General features: G+C 71.6%; 16 protein-coding genes and 1 tRNA gene. 4 read left to right on the forward strand and 13 right to left on the reverse strand.

Going from position 1 to position 19,919, the window contains the following annotated elements:
- Positions 1-204 precede the first annotated feature (204 nt).
- Genes efeB through efeU form a run of 3 tightly spaced genes read right to left on the reverse strand, consistent with a single transcriptional unit; the run spans position 205 to position 4,308 of the window.
- Entirely contained in the window at positions 205-1,509 is a 1,305-nt protein-coding gene (gene efeB, locus ITJ59_RS08110) for an iron uptake transporter deferrochelatase/peroxidase subunit (protein ID WP_194650601.1), read from the reverse strand.
- The gene (gene efeO / locus ITJ59_RS08115) at positions 1,506-2,726 is read right to left on the reverse strand and encodes an iron uptake system protein EfeO (protein ID WP_194650602.1); all 1,221 of its coding nucleotides are present in this window, start codon (positions 2,724-2,726) and stop codon (positions 1,506-1,508) included. Before efeO ends, efeB begins: the two co-directional genes overlap by 4 nt.
- Positions 2,713-4,308, reverse strand: a complete 1,596-nt coding sequence (efeU, locus tag ITJ59_RS08120; protein ID WP_194650603.1) for an iron uptake transporter permease EfeU — start codon at positions 4,306-4,308, stop codon at positions 2,713-2,715. Before efeU ends, efeO begins: the two co-directional genes overlap by 14 nt.
- Before the next feature lie 69 nt (positions 4,309-4,377).
- On the opposite strand from efeU, the gene ITJ59_RS08125 reads away from it, so the two are divergent.
- Positions 4,378-5,187, forward strand: coding sequence for a trimeric intracellular cation channel family protein (locus tag ITJ59_RS08125; protein WP_194650604.1), 810 nt, complete (start codon positions 4,378-4,380; stop codon positions 5,185-5,187).
- Between the two features lie 193 nt (positions 5,188-5,380).
- On the forward strand, positions 5,381-5,989 hold the full coding sequence (locus ITJ59_RS08130; RefSeq protein ID WP_194650605.1) for a TetR/AcrR family transcriptional regulator: 609 nt from the start codon (positions 5,381-5,383) through the stop codon (positions 5,987-5,989).
- 172 nt (positions 5,990-6,161) lie between these two features.
- Here ITJ59_RS08130 and ITJ59_RS08135 read toward each other — a convergent pair whose 3' ends face one another.
- The 5 genes from ITJ59_RS08135 to ITJ59_RS08155 form a co-directional block, all read right to left on the reverse strand.
- A complete protein-coding gene (locus tag ITJ59_RS08135) occupies positions 6,162-8,510 on the reverse strand; it encodes a transglutaminaseTgpA domain-containing protein (protein WP_194650606.1) in 2,349 nt (782 codons plus the stop codon).
- The gene (locus ITJ59_RS08140; RefSeq protein ID WP_194650607.1) at positions 8,507-9,838 is read right to left on the reverse strand and encodes a DUF58 domain-containing protein; all 1,332 of its coding nucleotides are present in this window, start codon (positions 9,836-9,838) and stop codon (positions 8,507-8,509) included. The genes ITJ59_RS08135 and ITJ59_RS08140 overlap by 4 nt, the downstream gene beginning before the upstream one ends.
- Positions 9,838-10,830, reverse strand: a complete 993-nt coding sequence (locus ITJ59_RS08145; protein ID WP_323749449.1) for a MoxR family ATPase — start codon at positions 10,828-10,830, stop codon at positions 9,838-9,840. The genes ITJ59_RS08140 and ITJ59_RS08145 overlap by 1 nt, the downstream gene beginning before the upstream one ends.
- Before the next feature lie 114 nt (positions 10,831-10,944).
- Complete coding sequence (locus tag ITJ59_RS08150) at positions 10,945-11,949, reverse strand: sugar phosphate isomerase/epimerase family protein (protein WP_194650608.1); 1,005 nt, start codon at positions 11,947-11,949, stop codon at positions 10,945-10,947.
- Positions 11,946-13,175, reverse strand: coding sequence for a Gfo/Idh/MocA family protein (locus ITJ59_RS08155; protein ID WP_194650609.1), 1,230 nt, complete (start codon positions 13,173-13,175; stop codon positions 11,946-11,948). Before ITJ59_RS08155 ends, ITJ59_RS08150 begins: the two co-directional genes overlap by 4 nt.
- A 101-nt stretch (positions 13,176-13,276) precedes the next feature.
- Here ITJ59_RS08155 and ITJ59_RS08160 point away from each other — a divergent pair, with 101 nt between their 5' ends.
- On the forward strand, positions 13,277-14,296 hold the full coding sequence (locus tag ITJ59_RS08160) for a LacI family DNA-binding transcriptional regulator (protein WP_194650610.1): 1,020 nt from the start codon (positions 13,277-13,279) through the stop codon (positions 14,294-14,296).
- A gap of 72 nt (positions 14,297-14,368) precedes the next feature.
- Here the strand turns inward: ITJ59_RS08160 and ITJ59_RS08165 are convergent, their stop codons facing one another.
- A complete protein-coding gene (locus tag ITJ59_RS08165) occupies positions 14,369-14,818 on the reverse strand; it encodes a MarR family winged helix-turn-helix transcriptional regulator (protein ID WP_194650611.1) in 450 nt (149 codons plus the stop codon).
- A gap of 158 nt (positions 14,819-14,976) precedes the next feature.
- Here ITJ59_RS08165 and ITJ59_RS08170 point away from each other — a divergent pair, with 158 nt between their 5' ends.
- Positions 14,977-16,182, forward strand: coding sequence for an MFS transporter (locus ITJ59_RS08170; protein WP_194650612.1), 1,206 nt, complete (start codon positions 14,977-14,979; stop codon positions 16,180-16,182).
- A gap of 15 nt (positions 16,183-16,197) precedes the next feature.
- On the opposite strand, the gene ITJ59_RS08175 is transcribed toward ITJ59_RS08170, so the two are convergent.
- From ITJ59_RS08175 to ITJ59_RS08190, 4 genes are all read right to left on the reverse strand, one after another.
- Positions 16,198-16,986 (reverse strand): hypothetical protein, encoded by a 789-nt coding sequence (locus ITJ59_RS08175; protein WP_228511254.1) that lies wholly within the window; start codon positions 16,984-16,986, stop codon positions 16,198-16,200.
- Between the two features lie 16 nt (positions 16,987-17,002).
- A complete protein-coding gene (locus tag ITJ59_RS08180) occupies positions 17,003-17,992 on the reverse strand; it encodes a type IV toxin-antitoxin system AbiEi family antitoxin (protein WP_194650614.1) in 990 nt (329 codons plus the stop codon).
- Positions 17,993-18,131: 139 nt separating this feature from the next.
- Positions 18,132-18,220, reverse strand: a tRNA-Ser gene (locus ITJ59_RS08185).
- Positions 18,221-18,683: 463 nt separating this feature from the next.
- On the reverse strand, positions 18,684-19,904 hold the full coding sequence (locus ITJ59_RS08190) for an LCP family protein (protein WP_323749450.1): 1,221 nt from the start codon (positions 19,902-19,904) through the stop codon (positions 18,684-18,686).
- Positions 19,905-19,919: the final 15 nt, after the last annotated feature.

Below are 19,919 nucleotides of genomic sequence, written 5' to 3' on the forward strand. Positions count from 1 at the left end.
ACAGCGCGCGGAACCGCTGCCGCCCTCGCTGTCCCATTGGTGCGCCCGCACTGCTGCTCCAGGGATCCGCGGGGTACTGTCAGCCCTGTCGCATCGCGACGCGTCGCGCCGGGTCACCTCTCCGGTCGGCGGTGGTTCCGTTCGACGAGACCCCGCGGCGCGGGTGCCCTCCGCCTCCAGGGAAACGGCGGAGGGCACCCACCTTCAGCGGAACAGCTGCTCGCCGATGTACGAACCCTTGCGCGGTGCCGGCGGGACCGCGAACACCGCGGACCCGATGTGCGAGATGTACTCGTTCAACCGGTCCGAGGCGCCGAGCTTCCGCTGCAGCTGCGTGAAGTGCTCCGGGTCGTTCATGTACGCCAGGAACAGCAGCCCGGCGTCGAGCTGGCCGTACTCGTTGAGGCCGTCGGTGTAGTTGTACGGACGCCGCAGGATCTTCACGCCGCCGTTCGCCTCGTGCGCGGCCAGGGCGATGTGCGACCTCGGGTCGATCTTCGTGTCCCCGTCCGACCCGGTCACGGCGAAGTCCGGCGTCGTGTGCTCGGACCCGCCGGACAGCGGCGCACCCTCGATCTTCGTGCGGCCGAACACGCGCTGCTGGTCGCTGACGACGTCGGCGTCCCAGGTCTCGATGTTCATCCGGATCTTCCGGACCACCTGGTAGGTGCCACCGGTCATCCACGCCGCACCGTCGCCCGGCTCGTCGACCCAGACGAAGCGGTCGTGCTCCTCGTCGGTGGTGACGTTCCGGGTGCCGTCCTTGAAGCCCATCAGGTTGCGCGGCGTCGACTGGTCGGGGCCGGCCGAGGCCCGGCCGAACCCGAGCACCGTCCACCGCACGGTCGCGGTGCCACGGGCCATCCGGGCCAGGTCACGGACGGCGTGGTACGCCACCTGCGGGTCGTCGGCGCAGGCCTGCAGCGACAGGTCGCCGCCGGTCAGTCCGGCCTGCAGGTTGTCGCTCGGCAGCCGCGGGACGTCGGCGAGGGCCGCCGGGCGCTTGTCGGCCAGCCCGAAGCGCTCGTCGAAGACCCCGGGGCCGAGGCCCACGGTGACCGTCAGGGACGCGGGGCCGAGGTCGAGCGCCTCGCCCGTGTCGGCGCCCACCCCGTTGCCGTGGGCGGGTTCGACGCTGCCGACGGTCTTGCCGGCCTGCAGCTGCGCGATCGCCGCGGACCAACGGGCGAGGAGCACCTGCAGTTCGGTGGCGACGCTCGTGGACAGGTCGAACGTCATGAACACGCAGTACCGCTGGGGTGTGGTCTGCACACCGCCCTGCGACTGCCGTGCGGTGGTCGCGTAGAACGGGTGGCTCTGCGACAGGTCGATGGACTCGTCGCCGTTCGCCGCCGCGGTGAACGGGTTGACGCCCGTCGCGGCGGTCGCGCCACCGATGCCGACCGCGGCGCCCGCGCCGGCACCGGCCGCCACGAGCCCCGCGCCGAACAGCCCGCGCCGGGAGACGTGCCCCGGCGCGGACTCCGTGCCGTCGTGCGGGTCGGTCACGCGGTGGCGACCTTCTCGGCCAGACGGGACAGCGGGTCCTGCAGCGCCTGGATCTGCTGCGAGACCGTGTTGGCGTCGGACTGCTTGGTCGCGGCGTCCCACGTGTCGAAGCCACCGAGGTCGTCGGCGTTCCGGTAGCCGTCCATGAGCGTGTTGGTCGCGTCGAACTGCTTCGCGATCTGCTTCGTCAGGGTCGGGTCGAGCTTGGTCAGCCCGGGCTTGAGGTACGCGAACGCCTGGCGTGCACCCTCGACGTTGGCGGCGAGGTCGACCAGGTCGATGTGGCTGTACGCCTCTTCCTCACCGGTGACCTTGTTCGACTGGACCTCTTCGAGCAGCCCGGCAGCACCGTTCGCCAGGTCTTCGGGCTTGTAGTCGAGCGTCGGCACGAGCTTCGCGAGCAGCTGCACGTTCTCGGTCAGGTCGGCGGCGGTCTTCTTGGTCGACGCGGTGATCTCCCCCGCCTGGAACAGGTCCTTCTCGACGGCGTGGAACCCGCTCCAGCCGACGGCCGGGTCGAGGTTCGAGGCGCGCATGTCGATCAGGTAGTCGAGGTTGCCGGCGTTGTCGGTGGCCTTGTGGCCTTCCTTGACGAAGCCGTCGACGTCGCTCTCGACGTGCTCGTAGAACGGGCGGGCGTTGGCGTAGTCGGTCTTCGCGGCCTCGAGGTCGCCGGCGTCGACGTCCTTCTGCAGCTGCTCGACGGCGGTGACCATGTCGGTGACCTGGCCGTCGACGTACTCGGCGTAGCCCTTCGTGCCCTCGTCGAGCAGGTTGGCGGCGCTGCTGTTCGCGGTCGAGGCGACCTTGCCGGTGACGGTGAAGTCGGTGAGCTCGGTGTCGGCTCCGGGGCAGTACACCTGGTACTCCCCACCGGTCAGGGTCGCGGTGAACCGCACGGCGTCGAGGCCGGGTGCGAGGTTCTCCTTCTCGCCGAGGATCCGCTGGTCCTGCAGCAGTTCGACCTCGGTGATCGCGGTCGAGGACTCGTTCTTCACCGAGAACGTGACGGGGCCGGCCGGCACCTTCGTCTCGGAGACCTTGCACTGGTCCGAGCCGTCGTTCGTCAGGGTGATGGTGACCCGCGAGACCTTCGCGGCGTCGGTGGAGCTGTCGGAGGCACCGTCGGAGCTCGCGCAGCCGGTGAGTGCGAGGGCGGTGACGACGCCGAGGGCGCCGAGGGTGATCAGGGGTCGAACGGGCTTACCGAACGGCATAGTCGTTGCTCCTTGCAGGGTCCCCGGCGGGTGGGCCGCGTGTCGGGACGGTTTCGGGGGTGGGGTTCAGGGGCGCCGTCCGACGACGGCGGTCTCGGAGTGCGAGCAGCGCCTGGGCGGCGGCCGCGACGCCGAGGGCGATCGGCAACCAGGCCTTCCAGAGCAGCAGCTCGGCAGCCCGCGTGTCCGCGGCCGCCACCGAGGTGGCCGCCTGCTCGACGCGGGAGTCGGGGACGGACCACACGGAGCGGTCCAGGGTCGTGGTGCGGGCGGACGGGAGGCCCCCACCGCTCAGCGTCAGCACGGTGCGTTCGTCGCGGATGGCGTCCAGGACGCCACCACGGACCGTCCACAGGGTCACGGTGTCGCGCACCGCCCAACGGGCGGTGAACGGGCCGGGGTTCGTCGACGGCGAGACGCCGACGGGGATCCGGCCGAACAGCCCGACGAGGTCGTCGAGCGACAGCGTCGCCGGGCGGTCCGCGGCGGTGGCCGACGTGCGGACCCGCCACCGGTCGGCGGCCACGCCCGCGCGGGTCACGCGGCGGTGGGCCGACGTCGGCAACGTCAGCCGGGCCTCCTGGCCGGTGGTGGTGCCGGCGACGCGGAGGACGCCGGACGCACCGTGGACGTCCGCCGAGACGGACGTGGCGTCCCCACCGACGGAGGCGGTGCGGGGCAGGTCGACGCCACCCGTCGGGACGGCGATCGCCAGTGCTGCTGCGGCGATGGCGAGGGCCCCGGCGACGGTGGCGCGGACCGCCGGGACGCGTGCCGGCGACGGTCGCCAGGCACGGGGCCAGAGCGTGAGGGCGAGGACGGGGACGACGTAGAGGACCCAGCCGAGCACCTCGATGACGCGGGGGTCCGGCGGGATGCCGAGCACGCCGGTGACGAGGGCGCCCTGCACCGAACCGTTCGGGGCGAGCCAGGTCAGGTCGACGGTGCGCTGCTGCCCGATGACGATCCAGCCGGCCTCGTGCGCACGGCGGAGGACGGTCAGGACGAGCCCGCCGGCGACGAACACCAGGAAGACGCCGGTGCCGGTGAAGAACTTCGACAGGTTCAGCCGGACGCCGCCGGTGTAGATGCCGTACCCGACGACGACGGCGCCCGCGATGCCGATGACCGCGCCGAGGGCGGCGAGACCGGTGTCCGACGACGCCTGGAACGTGGCGAGGAGGAAGACCGCGGTCTCGAAGCCCTCCTTGAGGACGGCGAGGAACGCCATGCCGGCGAGTGCCCATGCGGTGCCGCGGCCGAGCGCCTCGGTCGCGCTCGCCTCGAGGTCCTTCGTCAAGGTGCGCGCGTGCGTGCGCATCCACACGATCATGCCGGTGACGAAGACGACGGCGACGATGCCGATGACCGCCTCCATGCCCTCCTGCTGGGCCTGCGGCAGGGCCTGCTCGACGGCCTGCAGGCCGAACCCGACGCCGATGCTGAGCAGCACGGCGATCCCGACGCCGGACCACATGGGGGCGAGCGGGACACGGTTGCGACGCAGGAACGCGGCGATGATGCCGACGATGAGGGTCGCTTCGAGGCCTTCGCGGAGGCCGATGACGAGGGTGGCGAGCATGACGAAGGTGAGGCTAACCTAACCGCCGCCCGGCCCGCCAGTCGGTCGACGTGATGTTTGATGGTTCTCATGAACCTGCTGTCCGTCGAGGGCCTGGCGTCGGTCACGAACGTGCTCGACCTCGCCGGGGTGTTCGCGTCCGCCTTGCTCGGTGGATCGATCGCCCGCGCGATGGACTTCGACCTGTTCGGGTTCCTGGTCGTGGGGTTCGTGTCCGGGCTCGGGGGCGGCATGCTGCGCGACACCCTGCTGCAGAACGGGCCGCCCGTCGCGCTCGTCGACCCGCTCTACGTGCCGGTCGCGATCGCCGGCGCCCTCATCGCATTCCTCGTGTCGTTCTCGGAGCTCACGTGGGACCGGCTGTTCACCGTGCTCGACGCCGCCGTGATCGGGTTCTGGGCCGTGGTCGGCGTGCAACGCACCTACGACGCCGGGCTCGACTGGCCCGCCGCGATCATCATGGGGACCATCACCGCGGTCGGTGGCGGTGCGATGCGGGACCTGCTGCTCCGCCGGGTCCCAGCGGTGTTCGGCGGGAACGCCCTGTACGCCACCGTCGCCGTCGCCGCCTCGACCGTGATGGTGATCGCGTCCGCCCTCGGATCGCCGTCGATCGGGATCGTCGCCGCGATCGCGCTGTCGCTCGGGCTGCGGTGGGGTGCCGTCCGTCGTGGCTGGGGGTTGCCGAACGGCCGCGAGTGGCAGCCGAAGTCGACGCTCGGTTCGCTGCTGCGGCGCGGACGGAGCCTGCGACCCGACGCGCTCCGGCTGCTGCGCCGGCCGGGTCGCCGCACGGGGGCCGGCAGCGTCCGTGAAGAGCACGACACGACGGGTGATCCGTCGCCGGGTGCGGGTGCGGGTTCTTCGTTCGACGGCTGAGGGTGTCATCTGTCGGCGCTGCGGCGTACCATCGGTACCGTCGGGTATCGACCCGGCTCATGTCGTCAGCTGTGGACCGACGCGACCCGAACGCGGCGGTCCCGAACAGGCGATCTGATGGGGGCTTCGCTGATGCCGCGCGGGTTCAGACGCGCGGCGCGGCAGGTCTCCCGCTCCGCCGAAGCAGGAACCGATGAACGACGACGTCTCCGACTCCCCCACACCTCGGACGCCGCGCGCTGAGGTCCGTGAACGCCTGCTCGCCGCCGGTGCCGTCGTCTTCGCCGAACAGGGCGTCCACGGCGCTCGCCTCGACGAGGTCGCGGCACGCGCCGGGTTCAGCAAGGGCGCGGTCTACTCGAACTTCTCGTCGAAAGAGGACCTGCTCGCGCAGGTCATGCAGCGCGGGACGAACGCGGTGCTCGGGTCCTTGCGCGAGCTCGTCCTCGCGGACATCGCTGCGACCGACATCGGCGACGTCGTCCGAGCGGCATTCGGACGGCACGACCAACGCGAACAGTTCGCGCTGCTGTCGGAGTTCCGTGCCTACGCGATCCGGCACCCGGACTTCCTGCCCGAGTTCGTGCGGCAGCGACGCGTGCTGCAGGACGGCGTGCTCGAACTGGTGCGGCTGTGGTTCGGGGCGCACCCGGAGGTCGACGCCGGCATGCCACTCGATGCCTTCGCGACCGTGCTCATCGGTGCCAACGTCGGCATCGTGTTCGACGGGCCGGCGCTGCCGGGGGTCGAGCCGGGCGAGGTCGTCGCGTCCCTGGTCGAGGCGGTCGTGCGCCGCCGCTGAGCCGGCGCGCGGTGCGGCGCGGCGCGCGGTGCGGTGCGGTGCGGCGCACGGTGCGGCCTCTGCCATCCCGTGCCGCGTTGACCGCTCGGTGCGAGCTCGTAGCGCCGCACGGAGCGGTCTACCTCGCACCAGCCGGCGATGCCCGCACCGTGCGACCAGCCGGCCGCACCCGTCAGGCGGGGCGGCGACGCGAACGCCGGCGGCCCTCGTGGGACCACGCGGACGACGGCAGCAGGCTCGGCGGCAGCACGCGCGACCGCACCACCCGCGCACCGGAGACCGAGGCGTCGAGGGACTCCCGCGCCTGCTGCACGTGCCGCACGAGCACATCGCCGTCGACCGGTGCGACCCCGCCGGCGGCGAACCGCTCACGATCGACCGCATCGACCACGGCGTCGAGGTGCGGCACGACCGAGCCCGGCAGCACCGGCCGCAGCCGTCCGAGCACGGCTCGTGCGGTCCGTGCGGCGGCCGCGGCATCGCCCGGAGGAGCGAGCCCCGGCGCGTACCCGTGGTCGGCGACGTCGTCCAGGACCTCGCGCCAGGCGGTCACCGCCGGTGAGCGACCCGCGGCGACGGCGGACAACCGCGACCGCCGTCGGAGCGCTCGGACGAGTCCGGGGGCGATGAGCAATGCGAGGACGAGTGCCGCTCCGAAGAGCAGGCCGGCCGGACCACTGCCGCCCGACGCGCCGGCCGCACCGGGCTGCGCCGACGCCGATGGGGTCGGCGTCGCCGACGATTCGGCGGGGGCGGACTGCTCGGGCGCGGGCAGCGGCGACTCGGGCGTCGCCGCGGTCGGGGTCGCGGTGGGTTCGGTCGAGGGCTGCGCCGCCGCGTCGGAGTCCGGCGTGGGCTCGAACGCGACCCAGCCGGCCCCCTGGATGTACAGCTCGGGCCACGAGTGCAGCTGCCGGTTCGACACCGCGTACTCACCGTCGGGCTGCGCCGCCCCCGCCCGGTAGCCGACCGCGATGCGCGACGGGATCCCGAGCGTCCGGGCCATCACGGCCATCGCCGACGAGAAGTGCACGCAGTACCCCTCGCGCACCCGCAGGAAGGTCGAGACGACGTCCATGCTGTCGCCGTCGTAGCCCTGCTCGACCGGTGCCGTCTCGGAGTACGTGAACAGGTCGCTCCGGAACCACTGTTCGAGGGCGCGGGCCCGGCCGTAGTCGTCGGACGCAGCGCCTGCCACGCGATCGGCCGTCGACGTGATGTTGGCCGGGAGCTTGTCGGGCAGCGCGAGGTCGGTCTGCAGCTGGTCGTCGCTCGGCGCACGGAACCCCCGGCCGTCGGCACGGGCGAGCGCCCCCGACTGGGCGACGGCGTCCAGGTACTCGTTCGCGAACGTCGAGGCTCCGTAGACCTCGTACGTGGCCCCGCGGGGCGTCGCCGGGCCGGTCGACCGAACGGTGCTCGAGTTCCCCATCCAGCGCCACTGCGACAGGTCGAGGTTGGTGGACCGCGACTCGATCGACACCGCGCCGGACGGCACCGGCAGGTAGGTGCTGGACAGCCCGGTGATCCGCACGGTCACGTCGCCGCGGGTCGCCAGGCGGGGGTTCACGCCCTCGGCCCACTGCTGTTGGTCGGCGGTCTCGGCCTCGGCGGCGTTCGTCACCGTCGGCACCCAGTCCCCGGTGCCGAACTCGTCGAGGTCGGCGAGTTTCAGGTACTCGGGCTGCCCGTCGGACGACCGGTAGCGGAGCACCTCGAGCTCGCTCGGCTGGCGCAGGTCGTTGCCGAGTTCGAGCAGGGTGCCGGGTCGACCCGGTTGGATCGGAGCCCGGATCGCTCCGGTGACCCCGGACAGCCAACTGGCGTTGAGCGGCACGATCGCGGGCAGCCCGATCGCCACGACGAGTCCGATGGCCCCGACGACCGCGGCCGGCAGCGCTCGTTGCACCGGTCGGACCGACAGCCAGAGCAGGGCGAGGAACGAGATCGCCGTGGTGATCACGAGCGCGGTGCCGGCGGGCTGCCCGGTGATGATCCCCGGCACGATGAGGATGACGAGCGCAGGGGCCGCGGCGAGCGAGGGGATCCGGGCGATCGCGGCGAGGAACAGCGAGACCCCCGCCACCCAGGCGATCGACACCGTCACGACCAGGCGGATCGCGTCGGTCTGCGGCAACGGGGCGGGGTTCAGCCGGATGGCGGCGAGCGTCTCACCCAGGGCACCGTCGGCGTCGAGCCATCCGAGCGGTTGCACGTCGTTGACCAGGGCGGCGGCACACGAGCACAGTACGAGCGCCGCCACGAGCGCGACGAACCGGACTCCCGGAGCCCGGCGGCGGACCGCGAGCATGACGGCCACGAGCACCGCGACGACCACCACGCCGGACACCCACCAGGCGGTGCCCTGCACGAGCGGACGGATCGCGAGCGCGGCGATGAGCACCGGCACCGGGGCGAGGGCGACCACCCAGGTGCTCGGGGAGTCACGGGTGTCGTCGTCGCGGTCCAGGACCTCGTGCACGTCGACGGTCCGCCGCGACGGCGCAGCGGTGCCGCTCACCGTGCGGCTCCGGAGGCGGTCGCCCCGACGACGGGCACCACGAGGGTGCGCCAACCGCCGCGGTCGAGGATCCCCCGCACCACGGGGTCCGGCGGCACGATCGTCGCCATGATCCCGCGGCTCGAGCCGCTCGTCGCCGTGACGAGTTCGGCTGCCTGCTCGGCGGTGCAGTTGCCCGTGACGACCGCGGTCATGCCGTGCACGTCGCGCCCGCGGATCTCGGGCAGCACGTCGGTGACCGGCCGGGCATCACTGCGGAGCCGGACGTCGGCGAGCCCGACGAGCACGTCGGTGAGGCCGCCAGCGTCCCCGGTGTGGCGGGTGCTGCCGGACGGCCCGTCGCTGACGAGCACGACGCGCGACGTCCGGGCGGCGAGGGCGCGGGCGACACTGGCGGCCACGACGACCGCGTGCTCGAACGCCTGGTCGCCGCCGAGGTCGGAGAGCTCAGCCAGGTCCTCGCGCCCGAGGCTCTGGTACGACTCGCGTCGGACGTCGAGCGCGATCACGGCTTCCGGCGGTTGCGCCTGGGTGGTCTGCCGGACGTGCAGTTCCCCGCGGCGAGCGCTCTGTGCCCAGTGCACGCGGCGGATCGGGTCACCGGGACGGTACGGCCGGAGTTCGCTGTCGTCGGCGGACCCACCCTGCCCGACCCGGCCTTCGTCGGCGGAGACCGCCCCGGCGAGGGCACCGGTGTCGATCGCGCCGAGCGGTGCGCTCGCGGGGACGACCACGACCTCTTCGGCCGCCACCACCGGGCGGTCGATGCGGAGCAGGCCGAAGGGGTCCTCGACCCGGATGGTGACCGGCCCGACGAGCGTGCGACCCCGGTGCATCGCGAGCGCCTCGACGTCGAGCACGGCGGCCGGGACGCCCGGGCCGACCAGTGCGTAGGTCTCCGCCTCGGACACACTGGCGAAGGCGTCCTCGAGCTGTTCGCGCACGAGCAGGGTGGACCGCGGGCCGATCGGCAGGCTGGTGCTGCCGAGGGTGATGCGCTCGCGGTACACCTCGCCGACCTGCACGATGGCCCGCGTCGTGCTGCGGCTGCCCCGGAGCGGCGCGGCGACGACGAACGCCATCACGATGCCGAGCACGACGAGCACGAGCAGCAGCAGACCGGCCGAGACGGCGACGCTCGTGGTGCCGACGAGCCCACCGCCGATCAGCCCGATGCCGATCGCGATGACGGTCCAGCCGCGCACCGTCGGCCGCGGGAACGGGGTGCGGCGCAGCAGCGTCAGACCGCGGCGCCCGAAGCGCCCGAGTGTCGAGCGCGCGGCACCGGTGCGCCGCAGCAGCGCCGACGGTGCCGAACTGCCGGGCATCAGGAGCGGACGGGCGTCGCCGTGAACGGCACGGCGGTGTCGGAGACGATCCGGACGACGATCTCGCGGACGGTGTCCTCACCCGTGCCGCCGAGACCCCGTGCGACCGGGACGAGCCGGTGTGCGAGCACGATCGGCGCGAGGGCGGCGACGTCGTCCGGGGTCACGAACGGCCGGCCGAGCAGTGCGGCGTGGGCGCGGGCGGCCTGGGCCAGGTGCAGCGTCGCACGCGGGCTGGCACCGAGCACCAGGTCGGGGTGGGTCCGGGTGGAGCGGACGATCGCGATGATGTACGCCTCGACGTCGGGGGCGATGTGCACGGTCGCGACGGCCTCGATCACACCGCGCAGGGTGGCGACGTCGACGATCGGGCGCAGGTGCGAGAGCGGGTCGCCACCGCCGCGGTTCGCGAGCATCTGCCGTTCGGCGTCGACACTCGGGTAGCCCATCGTGATGCGCGCCATGAAGCGGTCACGCTGGGCCTCGGGCAGCGGGTACGTGCCCTCCATGTCGATCGGGTTCTGCGTCGCCACGATCATGAACGGCCGGTCGAGCAGCCGGGTCACACCGTCGACGGTGACCTGCGACTCGGCCATCGCCTCGAGCAGGGCGGACTGGGTCTTCGGGCTGGTGCGGTTGATCTCGTCACCGATGACGACGTTCGCGAAGACCGGTCCGGGTGAGAACCGGAACGTGCCCGAGGACTGGTCGAAGATGTTCACCCCGGTCACGTCCGACGGCAGCATGTCCGAGGTGAACTGGATGCGGTTCACGGTGCCGCCGACCGTGGCGCCGAGGGCCTTTGCCAGCACCGTCTTCCCGACGCCGGGGACGTCCTCGACGAGCAGGTGCCCCTCGGCGAGCATCACGGTGAGGGCGGTGCGGATCGCCTCGTCCTTGCCGTCGATGACCGTCGAGACGGACGCCACGATGGCGTCCCCGACATCGCGGATGCGCTCGAGGGGGAAGGCGGGGTCGGTCGGCTCCGGCACGCAGGGCTCCTCGTCTCGGGACAGGTGTCGTGCATGCTACATCGGTCCGGTGACAGCGCCCGGTGGGCGTGTCACCGATGCGCACTGGATCACGTGGTGCGTCTCAGACGCGACTCACGCGCGCGTCGTGAGCGCCGTGTCGGCTGCGAGCAGGACCTTCGCGGCGACCGCGACCCCTTCTTCGCGGCCGAGCTCGGTGTCCTCGTGCTCGATGTTCACCCACATGTCCGGGTCGACCTCGCGCAGGGCCTCGAGGAACGCCGACCAGTACGCCTCGTCGTGCCCCTTGCCGAGCGCGACGAAGTCCCACGCCGACGGCTTCGGCCACTCGTTGGCCCATTCGTCGCCACCGAGGTTCGTGCGCTGCTCGTCCGGTGACAGCCGACGGAACGAGTTGTCGAGCACGCCGTTGATCGCCGCGTGCGGGTTGATCCGGACGTCCTTCGCGGCGGCGTGGAACACGAGCGGACCGAGGTCGCGGACGACCGCCACCGGGTCCATCTGCTGCCAGAACAGGTGGGACGCGTCGAGTTCTACGCCGACGTTCGTCAGCCCACCACGTTCGACGAGTTCGCGGATCGTCGCCGGGTTGAACACGACGTTCTGCGGGTGCAGCTCGAGTGCGACCCCGACCCCGTGCTCGCGGGCCAGGGCGTCGATCTCCTGCCAGAACGGCACCGCGACGCTCCACTGGTACTCGATGACGTCGAGCGCGGCGGAGTTCCAGGCGTTCACGATCCAGTTCGGTCGGGTGCCACCGGGCTCCCCCGCGGGCAGGCCCGACATGGTGACGACGCGGTCCTGGCCGAGGCGTGCCGCGAGGCGGATGCTGCGGCGGACGTCCTCCGCGTGCGCAGGACCGATCGCGGGGTCCGGGTGCAGCGGGTTGCCGTTGCAGTTCAGGCCGGCGATGGACACCCCGGTGCCGTCGAACTGCGCGAGGAAGGCGTCACGGGCCTCGTCCGACGCAAGGATCGCGTCGATGTCCGGCACGTGCACCGGCGGCAGGAACCCGCCGGTGTTCAGCTCGATGCCGGTCAGCCCGTTGCCCGCGATGGCCGTCAGGGCATCTGCGAGGGGCCGGTCGTGGAAGATCGCGTTGTACAGCCTGAGCTTCATGCGTGCGCTCCTTCAGTGGTGCGGACGGTCTCGGTCGGGCGGACGTCCAGCGATGCGCCGCCGGCTGCGGCGGACCGCGCCACCGCGTCGAGGATCTCCATGTTGTGGACGCCGTCGTCGAACGTGGCGTTCACCGGCAGCGGGTCGGCGACGCCGGCGACCTCGTCGAGGAACGCGCGTGCCTGGTACTCGAACATCTGGTTCTGGCCCCACCCGACACCGGGAGCGTCCATCGCCATCCCGCCGGCGACGTAGGGGTGGTCCGGGCCGAGCACGACCTGACGGTACCCGCCGAGCCGGGAGCCGTCGGACTGCAGCGCGAGGCCGATCTCCGCGGCGCGCTCCTGGTCCCAGCGGGCGGCACCGTTCTCGCAGAAGACCTCGATGACGAGACCGTTCGGGTGCCCGCCCGCTACGCGGGACACCTCGAGCGAGCCGACGACCGTGCCGTCGCCGAAGCGCGCGTTGAACGTGGCGTAGTCGTCGTTCTCGACCTCGGCGAACTCGCCCGTCAGTGGGACCGCCTGGCCGCGCAGGGCGAAGCCGGCGGCGATCGGGCGCTTCGTGACGGCGGTCGTGAACATGCCGCCGTTGACGCTCTGCACCTCGCCTGCCAGGAACTCGGCCACGTACGCCAGGTGTGAGCCGACGTCGGCGAGGGCTCCGGTGCCGGGCGCGCCGGCGAAGCGCCACGAGAACGGCACGTCCGGCGACGAGCCGTAGTCGGTCCAGTAGCGGGCGGAGACGTGCAGGACGCGGCCGAGCGTGCCGTCCTCGACGAGCTGCTTGATCGCGGCGAGACCGGGGGCACGGCGGTAGGTGAAGCCGACGCGGGCGACGAGCCCGCGCTGCGATGCCTCGGAGGCCGCGGTGGCCATCGCCCGCGCGTCCTCGAGCGAGTCCGACAGCGGCTTCTCGCACAACACGTGCTTGCCCGCGGCGAGGAGCCCCTCGACGATCTCGCGGTGCAGCGTGTTCGCGACGACGACGCTCACGACGTCGATGTCGTCGGCCTCGGCGACGGCCCGCCAGGCCGTGTCGTGCCGCGCGTAGCCGAACCGTTGGGCGGCCTCGGCCGCGAGGGGCTCGTAGACGTCGCCGACCGACACGAGCCGCACGGGCGGCAGCGTCGATGCGAAGAGGGACGGCGCGTTCCGCCACGCAGCCATGTGGGCCTTGCCCGCCATGCCGGCTCCGATGACGGCGACGCCGATGCTGTCGCTCATGTTCTCTCCTTCGAGAAGGTCGCTGGGTTCACGTTCTGGAACGTTCCAGAACGTGTCGGTAGACTGTAGCCGTCCCACCCCATGTCCTGTCAAGGAGTCGCGTGTCACGACCACCGACGATCATCGACGTCGCCGCACGCGCCGGCGTCTCGAAGTCGCTCGTGTCGATGGTCCTCCGCGACGACCCGGGGGTCTCCGATGCACGCCGCTCGGCCGTGCTCGCGGCGGTAGCCGAGCTCGGCTACCGCCGGAACCGCGCCGCCGCGATCCTCGCCGGCACCCGGACCCGCACGATCGGCGTCGTCGTCGACGACTTCCGCAACCCGTGGTTCGTCCCCCTGCTCGACGGCATCCGCGAAGCACTCGCTCCACACGGCCTGCGCCTCACCCTCGCGGACACCCGCGCGAACGCCCACCTCGACTCCTCGCCGTTCGACGACCTCGTCTCCCTGCGGGTCGACGGCGTCGTGCTCGCCGCCGAGGGCTCCCCCGACCTGGTCGTGCCCGCCGACACCCCCGTCGTCGTCGCCGGCGCACGCGCCGACGTGCCCGTCGGCCTCGACGTCGTCGCCTCGGACGAGGCCGCCGGCGGCCGGTTGGCAGCGGATCACCTGATCGGACTCGGTCACCGCCGCATCGTCCACATCACCGGCTCGGGAGGCCCGGCTGCCGTCCGCCGCGAGGCCACCGTCGCGCAGCTGGTCGCGTCCGGCATCACGCCCCTGGTCTACGGCGACGGCCCGACGTCCGAGGCGACCGGGTACGAGGGCACCCGCCGCGCCCTGCAGGAACACCCGGACCTGACCGCCGTGTTCGCCGCGAACGACGTCATGGCGATGGGCGCGATCGCCGCCGTGCGGGAAGCCGGGCTCCGCGTGCCCGAGGACGTCTCGGTGATCGGCAACGACGAGACACCGCTCGCCGCGTCACCCCTGCTGCGCCTGACCACGGTCGACCCGCACAATTACGAGGTCGGGCGGCTCGCGGCGGTGCGGTTGGTCGAGCGCATCGGTTCGGGTTCGTCGGAGCCGGGTTCGGCTTCGGGTCCGGCGCAGCCGATCCGGACGCTCGTGCCGCCGACGCTCGTGGTGCGGTCGACGACGGGGCCGCCGCGGGCCTGAGACGCGACCACCCGCCGAACGCAGCGCGCGAGGCGGCGGCGATCCGGGCCTCCCGGTCGGCGGGTCGGCGAGTCAGGCGGTCGCGCCTTCCAGCCGGTCGACCGACACGGCGAGTTCCTCGAGCTCCGGGACGTCGCGCGCCTCGGCGAGCGCCCCCTCGAGCGCCGCGGCGTGGATCGGGGTCGCTCGCTCGAGCAGCACCTGACCCGCATGGGTGAGCTCCGTGTACATGCCCCGGCGATCGTCGGCGCAGAGGACGCGCGTCAGCAGAGCACGCTCCTCGAGACGGTTGACCAGACGGGTGGTCGCACTCGGACTGAGTGCAGCGGCGCGGGCGAGCTGCTGCATGCGCATGTGGAAGCCGTCCTGCCGGCGCAGTGCGTCGAGGACGGTGAACTCGACGACGGACAGGTCGACGTCCCGCAGCGCGCGCTCGAGCCGCGTCTCGATCAGGCCGTGCAGCGCCGCCAGGGTGCGCCAACCGTGGGCGCGGACGGCGGTGGAGGTGTCGTCGACGGACATCGGGCTCCTTCTGGTCGATTGCACGGTCGGTCGCCACGGTCGTTGCGAGCGCATGCAGTTGCTTGCGCCGATAGTCCGCGTGTGCAACTATCGATACCCCGCGCCTGCAACAACCAGCGTACGCGGCACAGCTGCACCGCACAACGGAAGGAACCCCCATGCCCGCGGGACTCATCGCCCTCGCACTCGGCGGATTCGGCATCGGACTGACCGAGTTCGTCATCACCGGCCTGCTGCCCGAGGTCGCCGCCGACTACGGCGTCACCGAGACCACTGCCGGCTGGCTCGTCACCGGTTACGCGCTCGCCGTCATCGTCGGCGCCCTCGGCGTGACCGCAGCCACCACCAGGCTCCCCCGCAAGCCCGTCCTGCTCGGACTGCTCGTGCTGTTCATCGTCGGCAACACGCTGTCCGCGATCGCACCGACCTACGAGGTCATGATGTCCGGACGCGTCATCGCGGCCCTCTGCCACGGAGCGTTCTTCGGCATCGGCTCCGTCGTCGCCGCGAACATGGTCGAGCGCTCGAAGCGCGCCTCGGCGGTCGCCCTGATGTTCACGGGGCTGACGGCGTCGAACGTGCTCGGGGTACCGTTCGGCACGTTCCTCGGCCAGGCGCTCGGCTGGCGCTCGACCTTCTGGGCGATCGTCGTGATCGGTGTCGTCGCCATGATCGGTGTGCTCGTGCTCGTCCCCGCCGACCCCGCCGTTCGCGCGACGGACACCCCGTCGCTCGCCCGCGAGCTGGGCGCCTTCCGCTCCGGCCAGGTGTGGCTGTCGCTCGGCATGACCGTGCTCGGATACGGCGGGATGTTCGGGGCGTTCACCTACATCGCGTACACGCTGACCTCGGTGTCCGGGTTCCCGTCGTCGGCGGTGCCGTGGCTGCTCGTCGTGTTCGGCGTCGGACTGTTCGTCGGGAACTTCGTCGGCGGCAAGCTCGCCGCACGCTCGATCGACCGGACCCTGCTCGTCGTCCTGGTCGCCCTCACCGTGGTGCTCGGGCTGTTCGCCCTCGTCGCGACCTCGCCCGTGCTGACCGTCATCGCGCTCGTGTCGATGGGCGCCTTCGGGTTCGCGACCGTGCCGGCCCTGCAGACGCGCGTGATGCAGTACGCGGACCACGCGCCGACCCTGGCGAGCGGCGCGAACATCGCCGCGTTCAACCTCGGCAACGCGCTCGGCGCCTGGATCGGTGGGCTCACCATCGCCGCGGGGCTCGGCTACACGTCGCCGATCTGGGCGGGTGCCGGGATCACCTTGGCCGCCGTGGCCCTGACGCTCGTGGCCATGGGTGCCGTGCGGCGTGGTCGCACGCGCGGGGGCGGCGAGCTGACCTCGACAGGGAGCGTCGCGACGGCCTGACGGTCACCCGTCGGGTCAGCGGTCGGTGCCGCGGGTGAACCCGGCCGTGAGTGCCTCGATCCGACGCACCCGCTCGTCGTTCCGCATCGACGAGAGTGGCGAGAACGTGAAGCGAAGCGGCCTGATCGGTGTCCGCTCGAGCAATGCGGCGAGCTCTCCCGCCCGCTCCGGACCGACGACGGCTGCGGCGCGCGTACCGAGCAACCAGGTCGCGATGAGGTCAGTGTCGTGGGAGTGCGCCTCGAACACCGCATCGTCGACCTCGTCCCAGAGCGAGTTGCGGATCGCCGCGTCGCCGCAGTACCAATCGACAGCGATCGCGAGGTCTTCGGAGTCCTTGTCGTTGTAGTGCGCCCGATCCACCCAGGCGCGTAGCTTCAACAGCGTGTAGCCCTCGGCAGTCGGGAAGCGCACCTCCACACCACTCGGAAGCACCACCGGCGGCGCCGAACGGAACACGTCCGCGATGCCGTACACGCTCATCTGCTCACGGCGGGCCGCCGGTTCGACGACCCCGTCCGGATCTTCGACACCGCCGAACGGCATGAAGTCCACCTCGACGTCAGCGACGACGAACCGCACGCCGTTGGCCCCGGTCACCGGGTACTCGTCGACGATTGTCTCGTACGTCGCCCAGTCGTCCGTGGCGATGGCGACGTCGACGTCTTGCGTCCCCCGGAGTGGATCCTTCCGACTGAAGACGGTGTGGTGCAGATGGTCTCGTGCTTCCGAACCGACGATCATCAACCGGTCCGGATCGACGCCACGGCGATCGACGAGGTCACTGACGACGTGATCGACCATCACCAGCCGATCGGCCTCATGCATCGACGAGGTCCGTCTCGTGGCGCAGGCGCCCCGCGGCTTCACGCGCGCGACCATCGCCCGCAGCCATGAGCTCGGCGTAGACGAGCAGCGGCGGCGCCGCTCGGATCCCGCCGGGTCTCGGCACGGGCGCAAGCCAGAACATGTCACGGACCGCGACGTTCGATCCCCCTCCGGTTCGCCACCTGTTGGCGAACGCGATCGCGGGCTGCCAGGGGCGGACCCACAGGGAGACCGTCTGGTGACGCACCCACGAGGTCGCCGCCTCACCGCTCACCATCATCTCGACGCCGGGGACCGGCCGGACGTCGAGGTCTCCACTCTCGAATCGTCGCGTTCGCCGCTCGGCGCCCAACCCTGTGGGGAACGCCGCCGTCCACTGGTCGATCAGGGCGTCTCGTGAGCGCCCACCGGGAACGAGGTCAGAGGGAGCCCGATCGGTCGCGTTGAGCTGCTCGAACACCTCGCTGACGAGCCCGACGGACACTCCTGCGCACCTCGCTACCGTGCGCGTCGACATCTCCGTCAGCGCGGGCCAGCTCAGGAGCGCGAACAGCACCTGCGCCCGCTTCGTGCTGAACAGGTTGACGAGGCCCACCGCCTCGGGGTCTCCCCGGCCCGACGCGACCGGCACCTTCCCCCGGACGTCGATCAGCAGCGTCGGGTCCTGGACGAAGGCATTCCCTGCGCTGTCGACGTAGTTGACCCCGAGAGCACGGAACTGCGCCGCACTCCGCGGAGTCATGCGGTGACCGAGGACCAACCGATCTCGAGGGCGGTCCGAGGGCCAGAGCACCCGGTCGTAGGCCCCCAGGGTCATCGCAGGCAGGAACGCGGCGGTCACCGGTTTCCGCCACTGTCCGTCGAGTCGAGTCAGCTCGGCGTCCCACACGCCCAGGTCGACACGGTCTGGACCGCCACGCGCGGTCAGCCCCAACCCGTAGTCGCTGAGGCGTTCTCGGATGCTTGCGAGGACCTCGCCCATGGACACCACCGTTCAATAGTCGGGCGTGTTCACTTTAATTGAACACTCGCCAAAAGTGAACATCGGGAAGAGCGGTTGATCGAGTCGGGCGCAGGGACGACGAAACCCCGGTCCGATCGGACCGGGGTTTCGTGGAGTGCGGAGACGGAGGGATTTGAACCCTCGGTCCCCTAAAGGGGACTCCACCTTAGCAGGGTGGTGCACTCGGCCGGACTATGCGACGTCTCCAAGCGCCCTCGCGAGCACTCCCACCACCATACAGGAGGACCGGGCCACTCTCGACCCGAGCACATCCCGGCTGCGCCTCCGCGCGTGGCACGGTCGCAGAACGCGGGTCCCCCGAAGTGGGGACACCACGGGGTTGTCGCTGCGTACCCCGGTGCATAGCATCATCGAGGCGCGGCGATCACATTCCGGGGCTCGTCCCCGTAGTCGCGACACAGCACCGACGTCGCTCTCCGAGCCGGGCCCGGCGCGCCCGGTTGCCTGGCGCCCGCTCGGGGAGCGACTTCCGGGGGCGCGGTCCACCACCGCGCCCCCGTTTCTGCGTTCGGGCATGACGACCGACCAGTACGCGAAAGCGACAGTGTCCTGGCACAGCCCGCGGTCTGTGTCGTCAGCGCGACAGTGTGCCGCGGATGTTCGGCGGCAGACTGTCGCTTTCGCGAGCTCAGGGCCCGGACGCGCCGGGTCAGTAACCGAAGGCCTTGGAGCAGGTCTCCTGATCGGCGGACTGGCCTTCCAAGCCGTCGATGGTCTCCGGCGTCGCCGACGGGGCCACCGAGGACGGCGCCGGCGCGGACGGAGCGGCGGCAGCAGGCGACGACGGTGCTGCATCAGCAGAGGGTGCAGCAGCCGCGGGCGACGAGGCAGCAGCGGACGGCGCCGCCGTGTTCGCCTCGGACCCGATGCCCGTGCTGCCCTCGCCGAGCGAGAACGACTGGTCCGCCTTGATCTTCGCGAACAGCTGGTCGGCCAGGTACGTCGTCGGCTGGACCTTGCCCTCGTAGACCCCGGTGCCGCCGGTCGTGCCCGGGTACTGCACGAAGTTCACCTGCGACAGCGGCAGGTCCTGCAGCGCCCGGCCCATCTGCACCATCGTCCCGACGTCGTTCAGGCTCTCGGACAGCTGCATGTTCGAGGCTGCCGCGCGAGCGAGCTTGTACAGGGTGGTCGGCGAGGTCAGGGTGTCGTTCGACTTCACGGTGCGCAGCAGCGAGGACAGGAACACCTGCTGGCTCGAGATCCGGCCCAGGTCCGATCCGTCGCCGACGCCGTGCCGGGTGCGCAGGAACGCGAGCGCCTCGTCACCCTGCAGCGTCGAGGTGCCCGCCGGCAGGTCGAGCCCCGTGTAGGAGTCCTTGATCGGCTGCGCCACGCACACCGGCACGCCACCGATCGCGTTCGACATCTCGATGACGCCGTTGAAGGAGACCGCTGCCGAGTACTGGATGTCCAGTCCGGTCAGTCCCTGCACGGTCTGGGTCACGCAGTTGAGTCCGCCGTCGCTGAACGACGTGTTGATCGGCTGGGCCGCCATCGCCGACGCGGTTCCGGAACCGTCGGTCTTCTTGCACGCCGGGATCGGGGTGACGAGGTCGCGCGGGATGCTGACGGCGGTGGCGTTGGTGTGGTCGGCGGAGACGTGCAGCAGGATGTTGACGTCGTTGAGGGTGGCGTCACGTTCCCCGAACTCCGCGGACTGCTCCGGGTCGTTGTCCGTCCCGACGACGAGCATGTTGAAGCCACCCTTGTACGCGCTGAGCGACGGGGCCTTGGTGCCGTTCGACCGTGGCGCGGGCTGTCCCTCGATCTGCACGCCGTCGCCGAGGTCGTCGGTCACCTGCTTGGCGGCGATCGCGGCGACCGAGGCGGTGCTGACGAGCGCCACCGCGGCGACACCGGAAACCACCGCGGCGACGGTCCG

Source organism: Curtobacterium sp. VKM Ac-1393 (genome assembly GCF_015350995.1).
Classification (GTDB): Bacteria; Actinomycetota; Actinomycetes; order Actinomycetales; family Microbacteriaceae; genus Curtobacterium.

Bases quoted from the DNA above. Each gene is read 5' to 3' on its own strand.
- efeO (WP_194650602.1), bottom strand. From the start codon at position 2,726: ATGCCGTTCGGTAAGCCCGTTCGACCCCTGATCACCCTCGGCGCCCTC.
- efeU (WP_194650603.1), bottom strand. From the start codon at position 4,308: ATGCTCGCCACCCTCGTCATCGGCCTCCGCGAAGGCCTCGAAGCGACC.
- ITJ59_RS08125 (WP_194650604.1), top strand. From the start codon at position 4,378: ATGAACCTGCTGTCCGTCGAGGGCCTGGCGTCGGTCACGAACGTGCTC.
- ITJ59_RS08130 (WP_194650605.1), top strand. From the start codon at position 5,381: ATGAACGACGACGTCTCCGACTCCCCCACACCTCGGACGCCGCGCGCT.
- ITJ59_RS08140 (WP_194650607.1), bottom strand. From the start codon at position 9,838: ATGCCCGGCAGTTCGGCACCGTCGGCGCTGCTGCGGCGCACCGGTGCC.
- ITJ59_RS08150 (WP_194650608.1), bottom strand. From the start codon at position 11,949: ATGAAGCTCAGGCTGTACAACGCGATCTTCCACGACCGGCCCCTCGCA.
- ITJ59_RS08155 (WP_194650609.1), bottom strand. From the start codon at position 13,175: ATGAGCGACAGCATCGGCGTCGCCGTCATCGGAGCCGGCATGGCGGGC.
- ITJ59_RS08165 (WP_194650611.1), bottom strand. From the start codon at position 14,818: ATGTCCGTCGACGACACCTCCACCGCCGTCCGCGCCCACGGTTGGCGC.
- ITJ59_RS08170 (WP_194650612.1), top strand. From the start codon at position 14,977: ATGCCCGCGGGACTCATCGCCCTCGCACTCGGCGGATTCGGCATCGGA.
- ITJ59_RS08175 (WP_228511254.1), bottom strand. From the start codon at position 16,986: ATGGTCGATCACGTCGTCAGTGACCTCGTCGATCGCCGTGGCGTCGAT.
- ITJ59_RS08180 (WP_194650614.1), bottom strand. From the start codon at position 17,992: ATGGGCGAGGTCCTCGCAAGCATCCGAGAACGCCTCAGCGACTACGGG.